This is a genomic window from Streptomyces sp. NPDC058796 (assembly GCF_042745235.1).
Lineage (GTDB): Bacteria > Actinomycetota > Actinomycetes > Streptomycetales > Streptomycetaceae > Streptomyces.
Window position 1 is genome coordinate 161,977 of sequence record NZ_JBHYOP010000011.1, and the last position, 20,696, is coordinate 182,672.

Sequence of the window (20,696 nt, forward strand, 5' to 3'; positions counted from 1 at the left end):
ATCTCTCGCCGGGCTACTCCGTCTCGGGGAACGGGCAGGGACGGCCGGGCGTGGCGTCAGGTGGACTGGCCGCTGCTGTGGGCGATGCAGGCCACGTCGATCCGGTCGGCCAGCTTGGCGAGTTCGATGGTCAGGGCCGCGACCGTGTCCTCGTCCAGACTCTCCTCGCCGGCCTCCACCAGGTGCAGCCAGCGCCCGCCCACCGTGCGCAGCAGCTTGCTCACGTCGGACGCGGCGACCTGGAGCGTGCCGCGGTCGTCGACGATCAGAGGCAGGGTCACTTCGCGGTTCACGAAGGGGATCGTAGTCGCGGAAGGCTCACGCTCCGTGCCATACGGTGGTGATGTTGCAGAACTCGCGGATTCCGTGCCCGGACAGCTCACGCCCGTAGCCCGACCGCTTGACCCCGCCGAACGGGAACGCCGGATGGGACGCCGTCATCCCGTTGACGTACACGCCGCCCGCCTCCAGGTCCCGTACGAAGCGGTCGACGTCGGCGTCGTCGCGGGTCCACACGTTGGAACTGAGGCCGAAGTCGGTGTCGTTGGCGATCAGCACCGCCTCGTCCAGGTCGGCCGCGCGGTACAGCGTGGCGACCGGGCCGAAGGCCTCCTCGCGGTGGATGCGCATCTCGCGGGTGACGCCGGCCAGCACGGTCGGCGGGTAGTACCAGCCGGGTCCGTCCGGGCGTTCGCCTCCGCACAGCACCTCGGCGCCGCCGCGCACCGCGTCGTCCACCAGCCCCACGAGGTCCTCGACGCCCTGTTCGCTGGAGAGCGGGCCCACCTCGGTCTCCTCGTCCATGGGGTCGCCCACCTTCAGTGCCTTCATGCCCTCGGTGAAGCGCGCGACGAAGGCGTCGTACACGTCGGTGTGCACGATGAACCGCTTGGCGGCGATGCAGGACTGGCCGGCGTTCTGGGTGCGCGCGTTCACCGCCACCCGGGCGGCGCGGTCGACATCTGCGGACGGCATCACCACGAACGGGTCGCTGCCGCCCAGCTCCAGCACCGTCTTCTTGATCATCTCCCCGGCGGTGGAGGCCACCGCGCGGCCGGCCGGCTCGCTGCCGGTCAGGGTCGCGGCCCGCACACGCTCGTCGCGCAGTACGTCGTCCACGGCCGCCGAGCCGATCAGCAGGGTCTGGAAGCAGCCTTCGGGGAAGCCGGCGCGGTGGAACAGGTCCTCCAGGTACAGGGCCGTCTGAGGCACGTTCGAGGCGTGCTTGAGCAGCCCGACGTTGCCCGCCATCAGCGCGGGGGCGGCGAACCGGACCACCTGCCAGAGCGGGAAGTTCCACGGCATCACCGCGAGCACCGGGCCGAGCGGCCGGTAGCGGACCAGGGCCCGGGAGGCGCCGGAATCCTTGACGTCGGACTCGGCGGGCTCCTCGTCGGCGAGCAGCTCCGCCGCGTGGTCGGCGTACCAGCGCATCGCCTTGGCGCACTTGGCGGCCTCCGCGCGGGCCTGCTTGACCGGCTTGCCCATCTCGGTGGTGATCACCTTGCCGATCTCGTCCCGGTCCGCCTCCAGGAGGTCGGCGGCGCGGTGCATCAGCCGGGCCCGCTCGTCGAAGCCCGTCGTCCGGTACGTGCGGAAGGCGGCCTCCGCGAGCTGGAGCCGGCGCTCGATCTCCTCCTCGCCCATGGCCTCGTACGTCCTGAGCGTCTCGCCGTTCGCCGGGTTCACCGTCGCGATGGGCATGGCCGACCTCCTGGGGTGCGCGTTCGTGCCTCGACCTTGGCGCGCGGCGGGGCGTGCCGCAACGCGGGCGGGGCCCGTCGCCGCCGGTCGACTCTCGTCAGTGCGAGTGCTCAGCCAGCCGGTCGAGAAACGCGGCCTGCGCCTTGACGATCACCTCGCGCGCCCGGGCGAGCGCGAACCACGCCACCCGGTCCAGCTCCGGGAACTCCGCCGTCCGGCCCGACCGCGGCGGCCACTCCACGCGGAAGGTGCCGGGGACGACCGTCGCCGGGTCGAGGTCGGCCTCGACGGCCCAGGCCGTGACGACCTTGCCGCCCGCCTGCCGCACCTCGCCGAGCGGGACCGCCTCGCCCTCCGGCGGCGGCAGCCCCAGCTCCTCCTCGAACTCGCGCCGGGCCGCCTCCCACGCGGGCTCCGCCGGGCCGTACTCGCCCTTCGGGATCGTCCACGCTCCGGCGTCGCGCCGGGCGTGGAAGGGGCCGCCCATGTGACCGAGCAGCACTTCGGTGCCGTCGGTACCGGGCCGGTGCAGCAGCAGGCCCGCGCTGCGCCTCACGGGGCCACTCCGGGGTGGGCGGCGAGCAGGGCGTCCACCGTGTCCGCGTCCTCGGGGCGTTTGTCCTCGCGGTAGCGGACCACGCGGGCGAATCGCAGGGTGACGCCGGCCGGGTAGCGGGTGGAGCGCTGGAGGCCGTCGTAGGCGATCTCGACGACGAGTTCGGGGCGTACGGTCACGCCCCAGGGGTGTTCCCGGACGGTCAGCTCCTGGAGCCGTCCGGTCTGCCAGGCCAGCAGCGCGTCGGTCATGCCCTTGAAGGTCTTGCCGAGCATGGCGAAGGAGCCGTCGGCGGTGCGGGCGCCCAGGTGCAGGTTGGAGAGTTTGCCGGTGCGGCGTCCGTGGCCCCACTCGGCGGCCAGCACCACCAGGTCCAGCGTGTGGACGGGCTTCACCTTCAGCCAGGACGCGCCGCGCCGGCCCGCGCTGTAGGGGGCGTCCAGCCCTTTGGCCACGACGCCCTCGTGGCCGCGCTCCAGCGCCCCGGCGAGGAACTCCTCGGCGGCCGGCACTCCCTGAGGCCCCTCCACCACCGTGCGCCGCACCCGCGTCGGCCCGGGTACCAGCCGGGCCAGTTCCGCGTGCCGTTCGGTCAGCGGCAGGTCGAGCAGGTCGCGGCCGTCGACGAAGAGCGCGTCGAAGAACACGACGGAGACGGGCACCGCCCGCGCCGCCGTGGCCACGTCCGTGCGGGAACCGACCCGCCCGGCGGTCTCCTGGAAGGACCTGGGCCGTCCGTCCGCGTCGAGGGAGATCACCTCGCCGTCGAGGACGAACCGCTCGCCGGGCAGTTCGAGGGCGGCCGCGGTCACCTCGGGGAGCCGGTCGGTGATGTCGTCGAGGGTGCGGGTGTACAGCCGCACCGAGCCGCCGTCGCGGTGCACCTGGACACGGATGCCGTCCAGTTTCTCCTCGACCGCGCAGGCGCCCAGCCTGCCCACCGCCTCGGCGACCGAGGAGGCACTGTGCGCCAGCATCGGCAGCACCGGGCGGCCCACGGTGAGGGAGAACCGGTCCAGGGCGCCGGGGCCGTCGGCGAGCAGGACCTCGGCGACCGTCTGGAGCGAACCCGCGAGCATCACGGCCCGCCGTACGTCCGCGGCGGGCGCGTCGGTCGCCGCCGCCAGGCCCTCGACGGCCGCCGCGTCCAGGGCGCCCTGCCGGACCTCGCCGGTGAGCAGGCCGATCAGGAAGCGCTGCTCGTCCTCGGTGGCCGCACCCATCAGCTCGCCGACCAGCCGCGACCGCTCGGCCTGCGAACCGGCGCCGGACACCGCGCCCAGCCGGGTGAGCCGGGCGTCCACGTCGCGCACGGTCAGGGCCGGCTCGGCGGCCGGGGCGACCGGGCGGCTCAGCACCTTCCAGCCGACTCCGATCCGGCCCTGGGGGAGCCGTCCCGCGAGATAGGGGATCACGATGGGCACGTCCGCCGCCTCGGCCTCCCGGAACAGCTCCGCGAGCAGGGCGGTCTTCCGGGACCGCGCCGAGGTGGCGGCGACCTCCCGGGACACTCGGGCCAGCCGGGTGAGCAGCATGCAGCCATGGTGCACCGGGGAGGCCGGGTCCACACCCGAGAACGCGCCCCGGGCGCCTCACTCCGCGATCGCCGCGTCCAGGTCCGACATGATCAGGTCGCCGACGACCGCCGTCGCCGCGCGGTAGCCGCCGCTCGCCGCGTGGACGACCTGCTCGGCGAAGCCCATCGCGTTGCCGGCGGTCCACACGCCGGGCACCGAGGTCCGGCCCGTCGGGTCCACCACGGGGTACGCCCCGAACGGGGTCTCCTGCAGCTCGGCGCCGAGCCGCTCCATCAGCCCGGTCTGCGGCACGGCCCTCGGGGCGACGAACACCACCGAGCGGTCGTGCACCGTGCCGCCCGTCAGCCGTACGCCGGTGAGCCGGTCGTCCTCGATCCGCAGGCCGGTGACCTCGCCGGGCACCACCTTGACCCCGGCCGCGGCGAGTCGGCGCAGGTCGTCGTCGGACAGGTCCGCGTCGGCGACCGTGTGCAGGAAGAGCGTCACGTCGTCGGACCAGCCGGACACCATCAGCGCCTGGTGCACGCTCATCGGGCTCGTGGCCAGCACGCCGAAGCGCTCGTCGCGCACCTCCCAGCCGTGGCAGAACGGGCAGTGCAGCACGTCCCGGCCGAACCGCTCGGCGACGCCGGGCACCTCGGGCAGTTCGTCCTTGAGTCCGGTGGTGACGATCAGCCGCCGCGCCCGCACGGTCCGCCCGCCGGCCAGGGACACCGCGAAGCCGTCGCCCCGCGTCACGTCCACCGCCCGGTCGCGGACGAGCTCCACGCCGTAGCGCGCGACCTCCTCCCTGCCGAGCTCCAGGAACTCCGCCGGCGCCATCCCGTCCCGGGTCAGGAAGCCCTGCATGTGGTCCGAGGGCGCGTTGCGCGGTTCTCCGGCGTCGACGACGAGGGTCCGCAGCCGGGAGCGGCCCAGGACGAGGGCGGCGGACAGTCCGGCCGCGCCACCGCCCACGACGACGACGTCGTACCGGTCGTTGTTGTTCGGGCTGTCGTTCAGGTCCTTGTTGCGGGTCACGGTGACCACCTCCACGGACAAGGTCGCTCGACAGCGCGGGATTGACAAATGAACTTGCCGGTTCTGCAATAAACGCATGACTGCAGACGACGTTCTCGCCGGTGTCGGCCCCAGGCTCCGGCAGGTGCGCAAGGAGCGGGAGGTGACCCTGGCGGCGTTGTCCGAGGCCACCGGCATCTCGGTGAGCACCCTGTCGCGGCTGGAGTCGGGGCTGCGCAAGCCGAGCCTCGAACTGCTGCTTCCGATCGCCCAGGCCCACCAGGTGCCGCTGGACGAGCTGGTCGGCGCCCCGCCGGTCGGCGACCCGCGGGTGCGCGCCAAGCCGATCGTGCGGCACGGCCGCACCCACTGGCCGCTGACCCGTCAGCCGGGCGGACTCCAGGCGTTCAAGGTGCTGGAGCCCCGGCGCAAGGAGGAGCCGGACCCGCGCACCCACGAGGGTTACGAGTGGCTGTACGTCCTCTCCGGCCGGCTGCGGCTCGTGCTGGGCGACCACGACGTGGTGCTGTCGGCGGGGGAGGCCGCCGAGTTCGACACCCGGGTCCCGCACTGGTTCGGGTCGACGGGGGAAGGGCCGGTCGAGTTCCTGAGCCTGTTCGGCCCGCAGGGGGAGCGGATGCACGTACGGGCGCGCCCGGCGCAGGGGTGAGGGCGGGTCGTGGCGCACGGCTGCCCGCGACCTGTTCCCTGATCGGCAAGCGACCGCTTAGTATGCGGGAGACCGGTCGGACGACGCAGTCGGTGGAGGCCCCGCATGCAGGCATGGCAGGTGCACGAGAACGGCGAGCCGGGCGAGGTGATGCGCCTCGCGGACGTGGCGCCGCCGACCCCCGGCGAGGGCCAGGTCCTGCTGAGGGTCCGCGCCGCCAACATCAACTTCCCGGACGCGCTGATGTGCCGGGGCCAGTACCAGGTCAGGCCGCCGCTGCCCTTCACGCCGGGCGTGGAGATCTGCGGCGAGACCGAGGACGGGCGCCGCGTCCTCGCCAACCCCGCGCTGCCGCACGGCGGCTTCGCCGAGTACGCCCTGGCTGATGCCCGGGCCCTGCTGCCCGCGCCGGACGCCCTGGACGACGCCGAGGCCGCCGCCCTGCACATCGGTTACCAGACAGGCTGGTTCGGCCTGCACCGTCGGGCCCGGCTGGAGGCCGGCGAGACACTGCTCGTCCACGCTGCCGCCGGAGGGGTCGGCAGCGCGGCCGTGCAGCTCGGCAAGGCCGCCGGCGCCACCGTCATCGGTGTCGTCGGCGGCCCCGGGAAGGCGGCCGTCGCCCGCGAGCTCGGCTGCGACGTGGTCGTCGACCGGCACGCCGAGGACGTCGTCGCGGCCGTCAAGGAGGCCACCGGCGGCCGGGGCGCCGACGTGATCTACGACCCGGTGGGCGGGCAGGCCTACGCCCAGTCCGCCAAGACCGTCGCCTTCGAGGGCCGCATCGTCGTCGTCGGCTTCGCGAGCGGCACGATCCCCAGCCCCGCGCTGAACCACGCCCTGGTGAAGAACTACGCGATCCTCGGCCTGCACTGGGGCCTGTACAACACCAAGAACCCGAAGCTGGTCCGGCACTGCCACGAACAGCTCACCGAACTCGCCGCGCGCGGCGCGATCAAGCCGCTGGTCAGCGAGCGGGTGCCGCTCGCCGACGCGGCGGACGCCGTGCAGCGCGTCGCCGACGGCAGGACGACCGGCCGCGTGGCCGTCGTACCGGAGCAGCAGGAGAAGGGAGCCGCCGCATGACCGACGCAGCGGAACTGCGCCGCCGTACCCAGGAGTTGCTGGCCGTCCACCCGCCCACGACCACCGAGCGCCTGGAATTCCTGCGGGCCCGCTTCGACGCCGGGCTCGCCTGGGTGCATTACCCGGAGGGCCTCGGCGGACTCGGCGCCCCCCGCTCCCTCCAGGCCGTCGTCGACGCGGAGCTGGCGGCCGCGGGCGCACCCGACAACGACCCCCGCCGCATCGGCATCGGCCTCGGCATGGCCGCCCCGACCATCCTCCAGTACGGCACCGAGGAGCAGAAGCGCCGCCTGCTGCGCCCGCTGTGGACCGGCGAGGAGGTCTGGTGCCAGCTGTTCAGCGAGCCGGGCGCCGGGTCCGACCTCGCGGCGCTCGGCACACGGGCCGTGCCCGACGGCGAGGACTGGGTGGTCAACGGCCAGAAGGTGTGGACGTCCAGCGCCCACCTCGCCCGCTGGGCCATCCTCATCGCCCGCACCGAGCCGGACCTGCCCAAGCACAAGGGCATCACCTATTTCCTGTGCGACATGACCGACCCCGGCGTCGAGGTCCGGCCGCTGCGCCAGATCACCGGTGAGGCCGAGTTCAACGAGGTCTTCCTCACCGACGTACGCATCCCCGACGCCATGCGCCTCGGTGAGCGGGGCGACGGCTGGCGGGTCGCGCAGACCACGCTCAACAACGAGCGCGTCGCCATCGGCGGCTCCGCGATCCCTCGCGAGGGCGGCATGATCGGCAAGGTCGCCGCGACCTGGCGCGAACGCCCCGAACTGCGCACTCACGACCTGCACCAGCGGCTGCTCGGTCTGTGGGTCGAGGCCGAGGTCGCCCGGCTCACCGGCGTGCGGCTGCGCCAGCAGCTGGTGGCGGGGCAGCCGGGTCCCGAGGGCGCCGGCATGAAGCTGAACTTCGCCCGGCTCAACCAGGAGATCAGCGGCCTGGAGGTCGAACTCCTCGGCGAGGAGGGCCTGCTGTACGACGACTGGACCATGCGCCGCCCCGAACTGGTGGACTTCACCGGCCGCGACGCGGGGTACCGCTACCTCCGCTCCAAGGGCAACAGCATCGAGGGCGGGACCAGCGAGGTCCTGCTGAACATCGTCGCCGAGCGCGTGCTGGGCCTGCCCGCCGAGCCGCGCACCGACAAGGACGTCGCATGGAAGGACCTCGCCCGATGAGCGCACAGCCGGATCTGCTCTACTCGGAGGAGGAAGAGGCGCTGCGCGCCGCCGTCCGGGACCTGCTCACCGACCACTGCGCCCCGGCGGACGTCGTCGCCCGCACCGAGTCGGACACCCCGCACGACCTGCCGCTGTGGAAGACGCTCGCCGACTCGATGGGCCTCGCGGGCCTGCTGGTCCCCGAGGCTCTGGGCGGCCAGGGCGCCACCCACCGGGAGGCGGCCGTGGTGCTGGAGGAGCTGGGCCGGTCGGTCGCCCCGGTGCCGTACCTGACCAGCGCGGTCGTCGCCACCGAAGCGCTGCTGGCCTGCGAGGCCGACGATCTCCTCACCGAACTGGCCTCCGCCACGACCGTCGCCGCACTGGCCGTCGGGCTGCACGTCGCCCCCGGCGGTGCCGCCTCGCACGTCCGGATCCAAGGCGGCACCCTGCACGGCGAGTTGACCGGGATCGCGGACGCGGCCCTCGCCGGCGTGCTGCTGGTGCCCGCGGACGACGGGGCCCTGTACGCGGTGCGCACGGCCGACGCAGGGGTGGCCGTCACCCCGCAGGTCTCCCTGGACCAGACCCGCCCCGTGGCCGCCGTGTCCCTCGACGGGGCGACCGGGCAACGGCTGGGCGAGGCCGGACCGGCCGTGCGCCGCGCCGTGCGGGCCGGTGCCGGCCTGCTCGCCTCGGAACAACTGGGCATCGCCGACTGGCTGCTGACCGAGACGGTCCGCTACCTCAAGGAACGCAGGCAGTTCAACCGGCAGGTCGGAGGGTTCCAGGCCCTCAAGCACCGGCTCGCCCGGCTGTGGCTGGAGGTCGCGGGCCTGCGCGCCGCCGCCCGGAACGCCGCCGACGCCCTGGCGACCGGCGCGGACACCGACGTGGCGGTCGCCGTGGCCCAGGCGTACGCGGCCCAGGTCGCCGTCCACACCGCCGAGGAGGCGCTGCAACTGCACGGCGGCCTCGGCATGACGTGGGAACACCCGGTCCACCTCCACCTGAAGCGGGCCAAGGCCGACTCGATCGCCTACGGCACGGCGGGCACCCACCGGGAGGCGCTGGCCGAGTCGGTCGACCTGCGAGCCCCCTGACGGCACACCGTTCTCCCCGGGTCCTGCCCGTCCCGCCAGGGGCGGGCATTTCCGTGCCCGTCGCCGTGGGCCGGGTGAACGACCGGCGGCGGTCCGGCCAACTCCCCGCACGGCTCTGCTCTTCACCGGCATCGGGAGCCCATACTCACTGGCGTCCCGTACGGCATCTCCAGGGAGGCAGAGCATGGCCCTCACCACCCGACGCAGAGCCCTCACCACCCTCGGCGCCGCCCTCGCGGGCGCGGTCGCCCTGCCCGCCGGCACCGCGCTGGCGAGCGAAGGCAGGCACGGACCACGCCCGTTGTGGCACGCCCACGCCCACAACGACTACGAGCACCCCCGACCCCTCCTCGACGCCCTCGACCACCGCTTCGGCAGCGTCGAAGCCGACATCTACCTGGTCGGCGGCCAACTCCTCGTCGCCCACGACCCCGAGGACCTCGACCCGTCCCGCACCCTGGAGTCCCTCTACCTCGACCCGCTCGCCGCCCGCGTCCGGGCGAACCGCGGCCGGGTCTACCGACGGGACCGCCGCGCCCTGCAACTGCTGATCGACATCAAGACCGAGGGGGCGTCCACCTACCTCGAACTCGACCGCCACCTGCGCCGCTACCGGCACCTGTTCACCACCTACGCCCACGGAAGGGTGTTCCCCGGCGCCGTCACCGCCGTGGTCTCCGGCGACCGGGCGGCCCGCGCCCCCATGGAGGCCCAGCGCACCCGCCGAGCCTTCTACGACGGCCGGCTCACCGACCTCGGCACCTCCGCACCGGCCTCCTTCGTACCGCTGATCAGCGACAACTGGACGCTCAACTTCACCTGGCGGGGCGTCGGCGCCTTCCCGGCGGCCGAGCGGCGCCAGCTGCGCGACATCGTCGGCGCGGCGCACTCGCGCGGCCAGCGGGTGCGCTTCTGGGCGACGCCCGACCTGGCGGGCCCCGCGCGCGACGCCGTGTGGAGCGAACTCCTCGCCGCGGGCGTCGACCATCTCAACACCGACGACCTCGCAGGTCTCGAGGCGTTCCTCGACGCCCACCGGGACGTCGAGGCCCTCTGACACCACTCGTTCGGAGGACAGGTCAGCCGCCCGGACGAACCCTCCGCTACGCCACACTTGCGGCCGAACGCCTCGAAGTGGACGTGGCGGAGGAGGTTGACGATGGCCGTTTCCATCTCTGTGGTGCTGTTGCTGTCCGTCCTGGCGGTGATCTTCCTGCGGAACGGCGGGCTGAAGGTCTCGCACGCCCTGGTGTGCCTGCTGCTCGGCTTCTACCTGGCCGGCACCAGCATCGCCCCGACCATCAGCAGCGGCCTGACCGCCACCGCCGACATCGTGGGCAGCCTCAGACCGTGACGGGCGGACCGGGGCGGTGCGGCGGACCCGGGGAGGCTACGCGCCGACTACGCGCGACCGGACGAGGAAACGAACCCCCTCCGGCGCCTCCAGCGAGAAGCCGCTGCCCCGGCCCGGGACGACGTCCACGATCAGCCTGGTGTGGCTCCACACCTCGAACTGGCTCCGCGACATCCAGAACCCCACCGGCTCCTCGACGCCCTCGACGTCCAGCTCGGCCAGCAGGACGTCCGCCGCGCCGGTGCGGAACTCGCCGGCCGGGTAGCACATGGGGGCGCTGCCGTCGCAGCACCCGCCGGACTGGTGGAACATCAGCGGGCCGTGCGCCTCCCGGAGCCGGCGCAGCAGTGCGGCCGCCTCGGGGGTGAGCTCGACGCGGGGAGTCTCCTCGTATGTGTCGCGCATGCCCCGCATGCCAGCACAGGGAGGGTTGCGACAGCGTTGCACGCGTCCCGGCGGGTGCGGGCCGCCCCGGGTTTACCTCTTTTGACATACCTATCTCCTCATATCTAATGTGTCCGGGTGACCGACTCCAGCACCCCCCGCCGGGACATCGACCGTGTGGCCTCCGGCCTCGCGGCATGCCTTCCCGCGCTGCACCGGGCGCTGGACCGACAGGTCACCGCCCAGTACCCGCACCCCAAGCCCCCGGAGGGGCAGCTCGCCCTGCTGCGGTTCGTCGCCCAGCGTGAAGGCGCCACGGTGCGCGAGGCCGCCGAGGCCCTGCTGATGAAGCCGAACAACGTCAGCGCCCTGGTCTCCCAGCTCACCGAGCAGGGCGACCTGGAGCGCCGGCAGGACAGCGCCGACAAGCGGGTCGCCCACCTCCACCTCACGGCCACCGCCCGTGAGCGGCTGACCGAGGTCCGGGCCCTTCAGACCGCGTTCGTCCGTCAGGCCCTGACCTCCCTCACCGAGGGCCAGCAGGGCGCGCTCGGCTCCGCCCTGGACGCCCTCGACGCGCTGACGCGGCACCTGAACCCCACCGCCCGCTGAGCGGGCCCGGTCCAGGCACTCCCGCCGGCCGCGGGCACACCGTCGTGCCCGCGGCCGGCCCGCCGCGCTCCCGGACGCCGTCCCGCGCGTGCCCGCGACACCCCTGCACCTCCTGGAAGAGAAGGCCCACCCATGTCGTCCACGTCCGTGGATCGCCCCACCACGTCCGCCGCCGAGACCGCCCCACCGGTCCCCGGCCGCCTGCGGTCCAACCCCTGGCTGACCCTGCTCGCCGTCGCCTTCGGACTGTTCATGGTCCAGCTCGACGGCTCCGTCGTCGCCATCGCCAACCCCGAGATCGGCAGCGACCTGCACGCGTCGACCGCCGAACTGCAGTGGGTGACCAACTCCTACCTGCTCGCGCTGGCCGCCACCCTGATCCTCGGCGGCAAGCTCGGCGACCGGTTCGGCCGCCGCACCTACTACCTGGTGGGCGTCGCCGGCTTCACCCTCGCCTCGATAGCCATCGGACTGTCGGGTTCCATCGAGGGCGTCGTCGCCTTCCGCGCCCTCCAGGGCGCCTTCGGCGGGCTGCTCATGCCCAACACCCTCGGTCTGCTCCGCTCCGTGTTCCCGCCGAGGAAGTTCGGCATGGCCGTGGGCATCTGGGCCATGGTGTCCGCCGTCGCGACCGCCCTCGGCCCCATCGTCGGCGGTCTCCTCGTGGAGCACGTCGACTGGGAGTCCGTCTTCTACATCAACGCCCCCATCGGCGTCGCCGCCATCGCCTTCGGCCTTCTCGTCCTGCCGGAGAGCCGCAGCGCCGCCGGAAAGGAACGCTTCGACATCCCCGGTCTGGTCCTGCTCGCCCTCGGCCTGCTGGCCGTCGTCTTCGGCGTGGTCAAGGGCGAGACCTGGGGCTGGACCTCCGCCGGCACCCTCGGTTCCGTCGCGGCCGGCCTCGTACTCCTGCTCGTCTTCGGCCGGTACGAGACGCGCGTGGCGCACCCCCTGCTGCCGATGCGGCTGTTCCGCAGCCGTGCGCTGACCGTCGGTGCGATCATCACCGCGCTGAACTTCTTCGTCATGCTCGGCGTGATCTTCTTCGTCATGCTCTACTTGCAGAACGTGCGCGGCTTCACGCCGGTCGAGGCGGGCGTGCGGACCCTCCCGCTCAGCCTCGCCTCGTTGGTCGCCTCGCCGCTCGGCGCCGCCCTGACCCAGCGCTTCGGCCCCCGGCTGACCATGCCGCTGGGCATGCTGCTCCAGGCGGCCTCCTGCTTCGGCATGCTCACCTGGCAGACCGACTCCTCCTACGCCACGATGTGGCCGCCCTTCATCGCGCTCGGCCTCGGTGTCGGCATGGTGATGTCCGCCTCCTCCGACGCCATCGTCGGCAACGCCCCCGTCCGGGACGGCGGAGTCGCCGGCGGCCTGCAGGCCACCACGCTGCAGATCGGCGGCGCGCTCGGCACGTCCGTGCTGGTCTCCCTGATCAGCGGCAAGGTCGGCGCCACGCTCACCGGCGAGCTGACCGAGGCCGGTGTGCCCTCGGCGGTGGCCCACGGCATGCGGGAGGCCAAGGACGCCGTGGCGATGGGCGTCGCACCCGTCTCCGGCGACATGCCGGCCGGCCTGCGGGCCGCCGTGGTCGAGGGCAGCGGGCAGGCCTTCATGAACGGCGTCCACGTGGCGGTGGTCGTCACCGGCGTGCTGTGCCTGCTCGGCGCGGTCCTCGCCGCGGCCGGGATCGGGCGCAGGGTGGAGCGGCCGGCGGACCACTGAGGCCGGGAACGGCGGTGCCCGCCGCGACGCGGGCGCCGCCGTCGGGCCTTCTCAGGCCTCCCCGGCCACGGCGCGGGGGAGCACCGTGACACGGCGGAAGTTGCACTCCGAGGCCGGCTCCGCCCCGGGCCGGGCCTGATGTGCCTTCAGCGCGATGCTGACCAGGCTCAGCAGCAGGTCGACGTCCGCGTCGCAGTCCAGGTGCACCGTCACCCAACGCGAGCCGGGGACCAGGCGGATGGCACTGGAACCACCGAGGTCGTACTGGAATCGCTGGATGGCCCGGTGGGTCAGGTGGAGGTCCACGTCGCGGCCCGAGTGGAAGTGGACGATCTCGTCACGGACGGAGCGCACGGCCCGTCCGGTTCCGCAACTGGCCGGACCCGTGGTGAGGTCGGGCCAGGCTTGCAGCCGCTCGAGGGCGCGCTGGGCCAGAGTCATGCCCCCATCGTGACGCGATCACCGCGCCGCAACCAGAGGTTGAGCGATTTGTAACCGGCACGTGAGGTGGGTGGCGCGCCGGAAGCCCGGGGAGGCGCCGCGCGAAAGGGCACGGCGCCTCCCCGGGACCGGCCTACGGCAGCACGCAGCCGATCGTCCCCACCGGGAAGTCGTTGCCCGAGGACGTGGCGGTGAAGCCGAAGGTCACGCTGCCGTCCGGCGGGATCACCCGGTTGTGGTCCACGTTCCGCACCGTGACCGAGCCGTCGGTGCCACCGGAGAGCGAACCGTTCCACACCCCGCCGAGCGTGGTCCCGGCGCCGGGCTGCCACCGCACGGCCCAGCCGTTCAGCGGCTCCGTGCCGTGGTTCATCACCTCGACGGAGCCCTGGAAGCCGCCGTTCCAGGAGTTCTCCACGTTGTAGACGGCCATGCAGTCGCCGGAGTGGGTGGGCGGCGGGGTCGTCGGGTCCGTCGGGGTGGGCGTCGGCTCCGGTGTGCCGCCAGAGCCGCGGATGCCGGTCACCTCGCCGTTGCCGCCGTCGAAGACGACGTCGGAGCAGGAGAAGAAGTTCTCCTGGCTGTCCGAACGCACCCACTGCATGAAGATCAGCGCGTCACCGGAGCGACCCGAGGGCAGCGCCAGGTCCCAGTAGTAGTGGCCCCCGTCGGCTCCGGCCGAACCCCGCTGCGGCGGGTCGGTCACCGTCTGGATCAGCTCCAGGTCGTCCCAGCCGAGCTCGGACGTGGGCGACCAGCCCGGCTTGGTGAGGTAGACGCGGAAGTCGCCGGGGTGGGCCGCCCAGTTGCTGTAGTTCACCTGGATCGTCGAACCGGACGTCAGGTGCGTACGGGGCCAGTCGCCGCGCGGCGCGTTGTAGGCGGAGAAGTCGTACGGGGAACGGTCGCCGGCGCTGCACAGGGTGCCGTCCGGCACGTAACCGGCGCCGCGCCCGCCCGCGTTGGAGTCGAGCACGGCGAACCAGTTGTACAGCGCCGTCCCGCCGCTCTGGTCGAGCGCGGCCTGACAGGCCGGGTTGGTCGGGTCGAGGGCGCCGGTGCCGGTCTTGGCGTCCAGCTGGCACAGGTAGGTGCGGGAGCCGGGCATCATCGCCACGCCGTGCGCCTCGGCGCGTCCCTGTCCGAGCAGGAAGGTCACGCCGAGCGCGCTGAGCAAGGTGGCCAGTACCGCCGCGAGGGTGAGGGATCTGCTGCGTCGAGCCATGGGATCTCCTGTCCTTGATGATCAGGGCATGACAGTCGAGAGGCTGCGTTGGAACCCCCGCCCGTCCGGGGAAGGCGTGGTCGGCCGGACGGGCGAGGGGGCTTCTTGGGGGGGGCGGGACGCTATGCCGTGGAGCAGGAGGTGTCGTTCAGGCTGAAGGCGGCCGGTTCGGCGAACGCGCCGCCGTACGTGCCCTGGAAGCCGAACGTGACGCTGCCGCCGGAGGCGATCCGGGCGTTGTGGCCGACGCCGGTCGCCGTGACCGCGCCCGTGGCGGGGCTGACGGAGGCGTTCCAGGCGTTGGTGACCCGCTGGCCGGCAGGCAGGGTGAAGGCGAGCCTCCAGGCGTCGACGGCGGCCGGCCCGGTGTTGCGGACGGTGACGTCCGTGGTGAAGCCGCCCTGCCAGACGTTCGTGCCGTACGTCACCTCGCACGCCGCCGGGTCACCGGGATCGGGGTCGGGGCCGCCCGGGGTGCCGCCGGTCTCGACGGTGGAGGAGAAGGAGTTCACGGTGAGCCCGGCCCCGTTCTGCCACGGCTCGAAACCGGCCTGGACGCTGGTCAGGTACCAGTCGTCCTCGGCGAGTCCGCGGGCGACGGTCGCCCGGACGAAGTCCATGACGTCGAAGCTCCAGTCGGTGATCGCCGAAGGGGCCACGAAGGACAGGACGTCGTTTGCCCCGTTGCTGCCCGTCCACAGCTCCCAGTTCCGCCCGCCCACGGTGGCCGTGCCGACCTGGGAGCCGATGGGCTGGATCGGGCCCACCCTGTTGAACCAGATCATGATCTCGGTCTGGTTCACCCCGTCCGTCCGGGGCGTCGGGTCCAGCCAGATGTCGTACGAGGCGTTGTAGACGGCGTCGCCGACGTAGCCGTAGGAGATGCTCGACGGTGCCTCGGAGACGGTGCTGAGCCGGGCGGGCAGGTTGGTGCCCGGCGAACAGGTGGTGTAGTGGCAGCCGTTGAAGACGGACGGGTACGACTTGGGCGCCCCGTTCGTCGGCACCGAGCCGTCGGCCTGGCTGACCCGGAAGCCCGTGTCGGTGGCGGTGACGCACTGGGTCGCGCTGGTGCCCCAGCGGTTGTTCTGGACGACGTACCGTCCCTGGATCGTCGTCGTCCCGAACGGCTCGCAGAGGGTGGTGTCCGCCTGTGCCGGTGCCGCCGCGGTCACGAGCGACGTGACCAGCGCGAGGATCGCGATCAGTGCTCCTGCGGCGCCGCGCAGGGGGCGGACTTGGGGGCGTAACGGTCGCATGGGGGCCTCTCCGGGAGGGTGCGGGGGGATGGAGGGGCCGGCGCGGGAGCGCTCCCAACTCCCCACTGATGGGAGCGCTCCCACTTACCGGTTGCAGGGGACTGTAGAAGCCACTCATGTTCCTGACAAGACTGTGCGCACCGGCATCGTCGAAGAAATCTCGAAGGGGCAGGTGGGAGAGGTGCGGCCGAGAACGACCCGGGAGCGCTCCCGGGCCGTCGGCGAGCGCGGCGGCGAATGTCAGGCGGAGTCCCGGAGAACCAGCTCCGTACGGAGGATGACGTGCCGCCAGGCGACGGGGGAGTCCTCCATCTCCTCCAGCAGCAGCCGCACCATGGTCCGGCCGATCTCCTCCAGTGGCTGCCGGACCGTCGTCAGGGGCGGCTCCGTGGGACGGGCGGGATGGAAGTCGTCGAAGCCGATCACCGCCACGTCCTGCGGCACCCGCCTGCCCGTCGCGCGCAGCGCGCCCAGTGCCCCCGCTGCCAGGGTGTCCGAGGCGGCGAAGACCGCGTCGAGGCCGGGATGCCGGGCGACCAGCTCGGTCGTCGCCCGGCGTCCGCTCTCCTCCGTGAAGTCCTCACCCTCGACGACCAGCGAGTCCCTGACCTCCCGCCCCGCCAGCTCCAGTGCCTCCCGGTAACCGCGCAGCCGGCACTGGGCGACGTACATGTCGAGCGGTCCGGTGACGGCCCCGATCGTGGCCCGGCCGCCGTTCAGCAGGTGGGTGACCGCGCCGCGCGCGCCGCCGGTGTTGTCCGCGTCGACGTACGTGACGCTCTCGTCACCGGAGCGCCGTCCCAGCATGACCGTCGGCAGTCCCGCCTTGGCGAGCATGTCCGGCAGCGGGTCCTCGGCGCGCACGGACATCAGCAGTACGCCGTCCACCCGGCCCCCGCGCGCGTACTCGACGAAGCGCTGCCGCTCGGCGTCCGTGCGGACCAGGGTGAGCAGCAACTGCACAGGGGTGTCGCTGAGGGCGTCACCGACGGCACGCACGATCTCGGTGAAGAACGGCTCCCCGAACAGCCGCCAGTCCGGCTCCGTCATGACCAGCGCGACGGCGTCCGCACGGTGCCCGGCCAGGGAGCGTGCCGCCAGGTTGGGGACGTACCCCAGTTCCGCGATGGCCCGCTGTACGGCGCGCCGCGTCGAGTCCCGTACGCCCGCGGCGTTGTTGACGACCCTCGAGACGGTGCCCCGTCCCACACCGGCGAGGGCGGCCACCTCCTCCAGCGTGGGCGTACCGGGACGCTGCCTGCCCATGCGCGCCTCCCCCCGACGAGATCGTTCGATACTACGGTCACTTTCCCGGCTCGGCCGACGGATCGGGGAGGAGGTGGCCGGGGAACGACTCACGGCACCGGCATGTGGCCAGGCCGTCGGCGCCCGGCCGTCAGTCGTCCAGCCGGACCGGCATGAGCAGGGCGAACGTCGTCTCGTCGGCCACGCGGCGGATCGCCACGGGAGCCGTGGGGGCGCCGAATTCCAGCACCAGCCGGTCCCCGCCCGCGGCGGCGATCGCGTCCAGCAGGAACTTCCGGTCGACGGCGACACAGTTCCCGTCCCCGTCCCGGTCCTCGCAGACGGTGACCGTGCCGTCGTCCGCGATCCCGAGCACACTGACGTCGCCGGACACGCCGTCCTGCTCGCGCACCACGCCCGAGCGGACGGGACCCGTCTCCAGCTCCTCGCGGAAGGCGGCCGTCTCGACGAGGGCCCGCCGTCCGGACGGCAGGTGGACGAGCCGGCGGTAGTCGGGGAAGTCCTGGGCGAGGCACTGCCCGGCCGCCTGGCGGTCCCCGGCCTCCAGCGTCACCCGGTCACCCTCCACGGTCAGACCGACGGGCTCCTCCCCGCCCAGCAGGGCGCGCATCGCGTCGGCGAGCGGGACGGGCACGGTCACCTGAACACGCGGGCCCGCGTGACCGGTGGCACCGATCCGGGCCACGGCCATCCGGTAGCGGTCGGTGGCCACGAGATGGAGGGTGTCGCCCTCCGCGTCGCACAGGACACCGCCGAGCATCGGCAGCCCGGGGTCGGAGCTCGCCGCGTAGCGGACCGCGTCCAGCGCGGCGGCCAGCTCGGACGCGGACACGGACAGGCGGGCGGTGGTGGTGCGCGGTGCGGTCGTCATGGGATTCTCCCTCTGGTCGAGCAGGATCCGGAGCGCGGAGAACTCGGTGCGGGCGGCGGCCAGCCCGCCTTCGAGGCGGCGGAGGTGGGCCTGGAGGAGCCCGCGCACCAGGTCGGTGTCCGCGCCGGACCAGCCGGCCAGTACCAGACGGACGTCTGCCAAGGGCATGCCGGCCCGGCGCAGCCGCGCCAGCAGCCGTGCCTCGCCCAGCTGCTCCGGCGCGTACCAGCGGTAGCCGCTGACCGGATCCACCCAGGCGGGGACCAGCACACCGGCCCGGTCGTAGAACCGCAGGGCGCTCACCCCCAGACCGCTGTCGCGGGCCATCTCCCCAATGCTGCGCATCTCGCTCTCCACGTCCACGACTGTGGGCCCTTGACCAGGTCGAGGGTCAATCCCGCCCCCCCGGGTGCCAGCCCCACGCCGGTCCGGGTCGTCTGCCATCCTTGCGCCGTGCAGAAGCCCACCCCCGTGACTCCCGACGCGCCCGAGTCGATAAGGACGCCGCTGTTCACCCAGGAGTGGCTCGACCTGGCCTTCGTCCACTGGGCCGTCGAGCCGGCGGCCGTGGCGCACCTCATGCCGCGCGGCACCGTCCCCGACACGTACGACGGGCTCACGTACGTCGGGCTCGTCGCCTTCCGGATGCACCGGGTCGGCTGGTTCCGGCTGCCCGGGGTGCCCTACCTCGGCTCGTTCCCGGAGACCAACGTGCGCCTGTACTCGGTGGACGCCCACGGCCGGCGCGGTGTGGTCTTCCGGTCGATGGACGCCTCTCGGCTGGTCCCGGTGGTGCTGGGCCGCTTCGTCTTCCGGCTGCCCTACCTGTGGTCCCGCATGAGCGTCCGCTCCGCCGGCGGCACCGTGACCTACACCAGTTCCCGCCGCCGGCCCGGCCCGCGCGGAGCCCACAGCCGCATCGTCGTGCGAACCGGTGAGTACATCCGCGAGCCCACCGGACTGGAGCACTTCCTCACCGCCCGCTGGGGCATGCACAACGCGTTCTTCGGCGGTGCGGCGTACCTGCCCAACCACCACCCCCGCTGGCCCCTGTACCGCGCCGAACTCGTCACCTGCGACGAGAACCTCGTGACTGCCGCCGGTGTCCCCGCCCCCACCGCCGCCCCCGTCAGCGTGCTGTACTCGCCGGGCGTCCGGGTCCGCCTCGGCCGGCCCGCGCGTCCCGCCGCCCTCCTGCCCCTCGGCCCTTGACCTCAACCGGACTCGAGGTACCACGCTGGACCGCATGAACACCGACACCGCACAGAGCGCCGGCGCAGCGGACATCGAGGCCATCCGGCGAGTCGTGGCCACCGTCGAGCGGACCCAGCGGGCCAAGGACGCCGAAGGTTTCCTCGCCCTCTTCCACCCGGACGCGCTGTGGACGACCGCCCACGGCAAGGTCCTTCTCGGCTTCGACGCGATCGCCGACTTCACCCGCGCCGTGCTGCCGGACGCCACGTGGGACGGTGACGTCACCTACGAGGCCGTCCACGTGCAGTTCCTGCGGCCGGACGTGGCGGCCGTGAAGGTCCGGCAGGTCTACCACTCGGCCGAGGGGGACACGGAGGGCGCACCGCTGTACGTCATGACCAGGCAGGACGACGGACGCTGGCTGCTGCATGCCGGCCAGAACACCGAAGTGCGGTCCGGCTGAGCGGATCAGCGCTTGAAATCCGTCTCCTCGACGCGTGTCTGCACCGTCCGCCCGCTCTCCCACCCGTTGGCACCGGGAGCCACCACCGGCATGGGGATGTCCTCCCGGCTGCGCCGCTTGCGGGCCGTCGAGACGCCGAGCCGCTCGTCCCGAGCCCGCACCAACTCGTCCGCGGCCTGTCCGTCCTCGGTGAAGCCCATCATCAGCTGCGGGATGCCGTACGGGAAGTCGTCGCGGTCGTACTGCCACGTGTGGAAGGTCTTCCCGTAGGTGGTCACGAGGTCCTCGAAGTAGGCGTGCTCGGCCAGGCCGGGGATGCCGGGCGCGGTGAGGATGCCGGACTTCACCTCGTAGTGGTGGCTGTGCCACAGCCGCTTCTCGTCCTCGGGCAGCCCGCGGAAACGCTCCTCGCTGACGATGTACTCGATGCCTATCAGCCGGGCGTCGGGCGCGTTCCGGTCGAAGATCACGCACTGGTGCAGGTCGTGCTGGAGATGTATGCAGAAGTGCGTGGCCTCCACCTGCCTGCCCATGTCGTCGGCGTACATGTGAAAGCCGTTGAGGTAGGTGGTCATCGCCTCGATCGGATACTTGGGCTGCATCGCGCCGGCCGCCAGGTCCAGCGCGCGGTGCTTGAGGGGGTGTCCCTTGCCGACCTTGCCGATCGTGGCCGCTTTGCGGCTGAGCAGGAGACCGGCGGCGGCCGTCACGCCCGCCGCGGCACCGATGCCCGCGGCTGCGGCACGTCCCCGGCCGGAGCCGCCCGAACGGTGCGTTCTGTGTGTGAATGCCATGGCCGCCGGGTGCCCGGCGTCCGGTGGCCGTAACGGTCCGCCGGGACACGCCGGGCGCGCGCCGCTCACGTGCGTCAGAACCAGTGCGGTGCCGCCGGGGACCGCGAAGCGCGCTCTTCCGGGGTGTCGTGCATCGGCTCACGGGACGTCGCCCGTCCGAACCGATCGACCGGGCCGGCTTGCCCCCTGATGCGGGCGGCTGGTCGGGCTCGCACGCCGGGTGGAGAGTGCCGCCGCGACGCCGGCCGCACTCCTTCGCGGGCGGGGGAAGGCGCCTGCCGGGCGTCTTCCC

The 20,696-nt window shown here is 73.0% G+C and carries 22 protein-coding genes; 10 read left to right on the plus strand and 12 right to left on the minus strand.

The features are described from left to right. Positions 1 to 56: 56 nt before the first annotated feature. The 5 genes from ACFW47_RS26910 to ACFW47_RS26930 all read right to left on the minus strand — a co-directional run bounded on the left by ACFW47_RS26910 (position 57) and on the right by ACFW47_RS26930 (position 4,818). Positions 57 to 293 carry a DUF6213 family protein gene (locus tag ACFW47_RS26910; protein ID WP_073731305.1) on the minus strand — a complete coding sequence of 79 codons (237 nt, stop codon included), beginning with the start codon at positions 291 to 293 and terminating at the stop codon, positions 57 to 59. 25 nt (positions 294 to 318) lie between these two features. Next, complete coding sequence (locus tag ACFW47_RS26915; RefSeq protein WP_386307392.1) at positions 319 to 1,704, minus strand: NADP-dependent succinic semialdehyde dehydrogenase; 1,386 nt, start codon at positions 1,702 to 1,704, stop codon at positions 319 to 321. Positions 1,705 to 1,801: 97 nt separating this feature from the next. Then, on the minus strand, positions 1,802 to 2,260 hold the full coding sequence (locus tag ACFW47_RS26920) for an NUDIX domain-containing protein (RefSeq protein WP_386285399.1): 459 nt from the start codon (positions 2,258 to 2,260) through the stop codon (positions 1,802 to 1,804). Further along, complete coding sequence (locus ACFW47_RS26925) at positions 2,257 to 3,795, minus strand: ATP-dependent DNA ligase (protein ID WP_386285397.1); 1,539 nt, start codon at positions 3,793 to 3,795, stop codon at positions 2,257 to 2,259. Before ACFW47_RS26925 ends, ACFW47_RS26920 begins: the two co-directional genes overlap by 4 nt. A gap of 57 nt (positions 3,796 to 3,852) precedes the next feature. Then, complete coding sequence (locus tag ACFW47_RS26930; protein ID WP_386285395.1) at positions 3,853 to 4,818, minus strand: NAD(P)/FAD-dependent oxidoreductase; 966 nt, start codon at positions 4,816 to 4,818, stop codon at positions 3,853 to 3,855. Positions 4,819 to 4,894: 76 nt separating this feature from the next. On the opposite strand from ACFW47_RS26930, the gene ACFW47_RS26935 reads away from it, so the two are divergent. The 6 genes from ACFW47_RS26935 (at position 4,895) to ACFW47_RS26960 (ending at position 10,170) form a co-directional block, all read left to right on the plus strand. Continuing rightward, positions 4,895 to 5,467 (plus strand): helix-turn-helix domain-containing protein, encoded by a 573-nt coding sequence (locus ACFW47_RS26935; RefSeq protein WP_386307394.1) that lies wholly within the window; start codon positions 4,895 to 4,897, stop codon positions 5,465 to 5,467. Positions 5,468 to 5,572: 105 nt separating this feature from the next. After that, the gene (locus ACFW47_RS26940; protein WP_386307396.1) at positions 5,573 to 6,553 is read left to right on the plus strand and encodes an NADPH:quinone oxidoreductase family protein; all 981 of its coding nucleotides are present in this window, start codon (positions 5,573 to 5,575) and stop codon (positions 6,551 to 6,553) included. Next, entirely contained in the window at positions 6,550 to 7,731 is a 1,182-nt protein-coding gene (locus ACFW47_RS26945; RefSeq protein ID WP_386285389.1) for an acyl-CoA dehydrogenase family protein, read from the plus strand. The genes ACFW47_RS26940 and ACFW47_RS26945 overlap by 4 nt, the downstream gene beginning before the upstream one ends. Next, positions 7,728 to 8,816 carry an acyl-CoA dehydrogenase family protein gene (locus ACFW47_RS26950; protein WP_386307397.1) on the plus strand — a complete coding sequence of 363 codons (1,089 nt, stop codon included), beginning with the start codon at positions 7,728 to 7,730 and terminating at the stop codon, positions 8,814 to 8,816. Before ACFW47_RS26945 ends, ACFW47_RS26950 begins: the two co-directional genes overlap by 4 nt. Before the next feature lie 184 nt (positions 8,817 to 9,000). Continuing rightward, positions 9,001 to 9,873: a phosphatidylinositol-specific phospholipase C/glycerophosphodiester phosphodiesterase family protein gene (locus ACFW47_RS26955; protein ID WP_386307398.1), complete on the plus strand. Its 873-nt coding sequence runs from the start codon at positions 9,001 to 9,003 to the stop codon at positions 9,871 to 9,873. Positions 9,874 to 9,975: 102 nt separating this feature from the next. Further along, positions 9,976 to 10,170 carry a hypothetical protein gene (locus ACFW47_RS26960; protein WP_029393786.1) on the plus strand — a complete coding sequence of 65 codons (195 nt, stop codon included), beginning with the start codon at positions 9,976 to 9,978 and terminating at the stop codon, positions 10,168 to 10,170. A gap of 36 nt (positions 10,171 to 10,206) precedes the next feature. Here the strand turns inward: ACFW47_RS26960 and ACFW47_RS26965 are convergent, their stop codons facing one another. Next, positions 10,207 to 10,575 carry a DUF779 domain-containing protein gene (locus ACFW47_RS26965; RefSeq protein ID WP_386307400.1) on the minus strand — a complete coding sequence of 123 codons (369 nt, stop codon included), beginning with the start codon at positions 10,573 to 10,575 and terminating at the stop codon, positions 10,207 to 10,209. Positions 10,576 to 10,692: 117 nt separating this feature from the next. On the opposite strand from ACFW47_RS26965, the gene ACFW47_RS26970 reads away from it, so the two are divergent. Together ACFW47_RS26970 and ACFW47_RS26975 are read left to right on the plus strand one after the other, a co-directional pair. Further along, positions 10,693 to 11,166 (plus strand): MarR family winged helix-turn-helix transcriptional regulator, encoded by a 474-nt coding sequence (locus ACFW47_RS26970; RefSeq protein ID WP_386307402.1) that lies wholly within the window; start codon positions 10,693 to 10,695, stop codon positions 11,164 to 11,166. A 132-nt stretch (positions 11,167 to 11,298) separates the two neighbouring features. Beyond that, positions 11,299 to 12,891 (plus strand): MFS transporter, encoded by a 1,593-nt coding sequence (locus ACFW47_RS26975; protein ID WP_386307403.1) that lies wholly within the window; start codon positions 11,299 to 11,301, stop codon positions 12,889 to 12,891. A 51-nt stretch (positions 12,892 to 12,942) separates the two neighbouring features. On the opposite strand, the gene ACFW47_RS26980 is transcribed toward ACFW47_RS26975, so the two are convergent. The 5 genes from ACFW47_RS26980 to ACFW47_RS27000 all read right to left on the minus strand — a co-directional run bounded on the left by ACFW47_RS26980 (position 12,943) and on the right by ACFW47_RS27000 (position 18,298). Next, positions 12,943 to 13,332, minus strand: a complete 390-nt coding sequence (locus tag ACFW47_RS26980) for a luciferase family protein (RefSeq protein ID WP_386285376.1) — start codon at positions 13,330 to 13,332, stop codon at positions 12,943 to 12,945. A gap of 133 nt (positions 13,333 to 13,465) precedes the next feature. Continuing rightward, on the minus strand, positions 13,466 to 14,557 hold the full coding sequence (locus ACFW47_RS26985) for a lytic polysaccharide monooxygenase (protein WP_386285374.1): 1,092 nt from the start codon (positions 14,555 to 14,557) through the stop codon (positions 13,466 to 13,468). 122 nt (positions 14,558 to 14,679) lie between these two features. Next, positions 14,680 to 15,816 carry a cellulose binding domain-containing protein gene (locus tag ACFW47_RS26990; protein WP_386285372.1) on the minus strand — a complete coding sequence of 379 codons (1,137 nt, stop codon included), beginning with the start codon at positions 15,814 to 15,816 and terminating at the stop codon, positions 14,680 to 14,682. A 240-nt stretch (positions 15,817 to 16,056) separates the two neighbouring features. Beyond that, on the minus strand, positions 16,057 to 17,082 hold the full coding sequence (locus ACFW47_RS26995; protein ID WP_386285370.1) for a LacI family DNA-binding transcriptional regulator: 1,026 nt from the start codon (positions 17,080 to 17,082) through the stop codon (positions 16,057 to 16,059). Positions 17,083 to 17,212: 130 nt separating this feature from the next. Further along, on the minus strand, positions 17,213 to 18,298 hold the full coding sequence (locus ACFW47_RS27000; protein ID WP_386307404.1) for a MerR family transcriptional regulator: 1,086 nt from the start codon (positions 18,296 to 18,298) through the stop codon (positions 17,213 to 17,215). Between the two features lie 108 nt (positions 18,299 to 18,406). On the opposite strand from ACFW47_RS27000, the gene ACFW47_RS27005 reads away from it, so the two are divergent. Continuing rightward, positions 18,407 to 19,165: a YqjF family protein gene (locus ACFW47_RS27005; RefSeq protein WP_386307405.1), complete on the plus strand. Its 759-nt coding sequence runs from the start codon at positions 18,407 to 18,409 to the stop codon at positions 19,163 to 19,165. Between the two features lie 34 nt (positions 19,166 to 19,199). Beyond that, positions 19,200 to 19,610, plus strand: coding sequence for an SgcJ/EcaC family oxidoreductase (locus ACFW47_RS27010; protein WP_386285361.1), 411 nt, complete (start codon positions 19,200 to 19,202; stop codon positions 19,608 to 19,610). A 5-nt stretch (positions 19,611 to 19,615) separates the two neighbouring features. Here ACFW47_RS27010 and ACFW47_RS27015 read toward each other — a convergent pair whose 3' ends face one another. Further along, positions 19,616 to 20,404, minus strand: a complete 789-nt coding sequence (locus ACFW47_RS27015) for an OBAP family protein (protein WP_386307406.1) — start codon at positions 20,402 to 20,404, stop codon at positions 19,616 to 19,618. Positions 20,405 to 20,696: the final 292 nt, after the last annotated feature.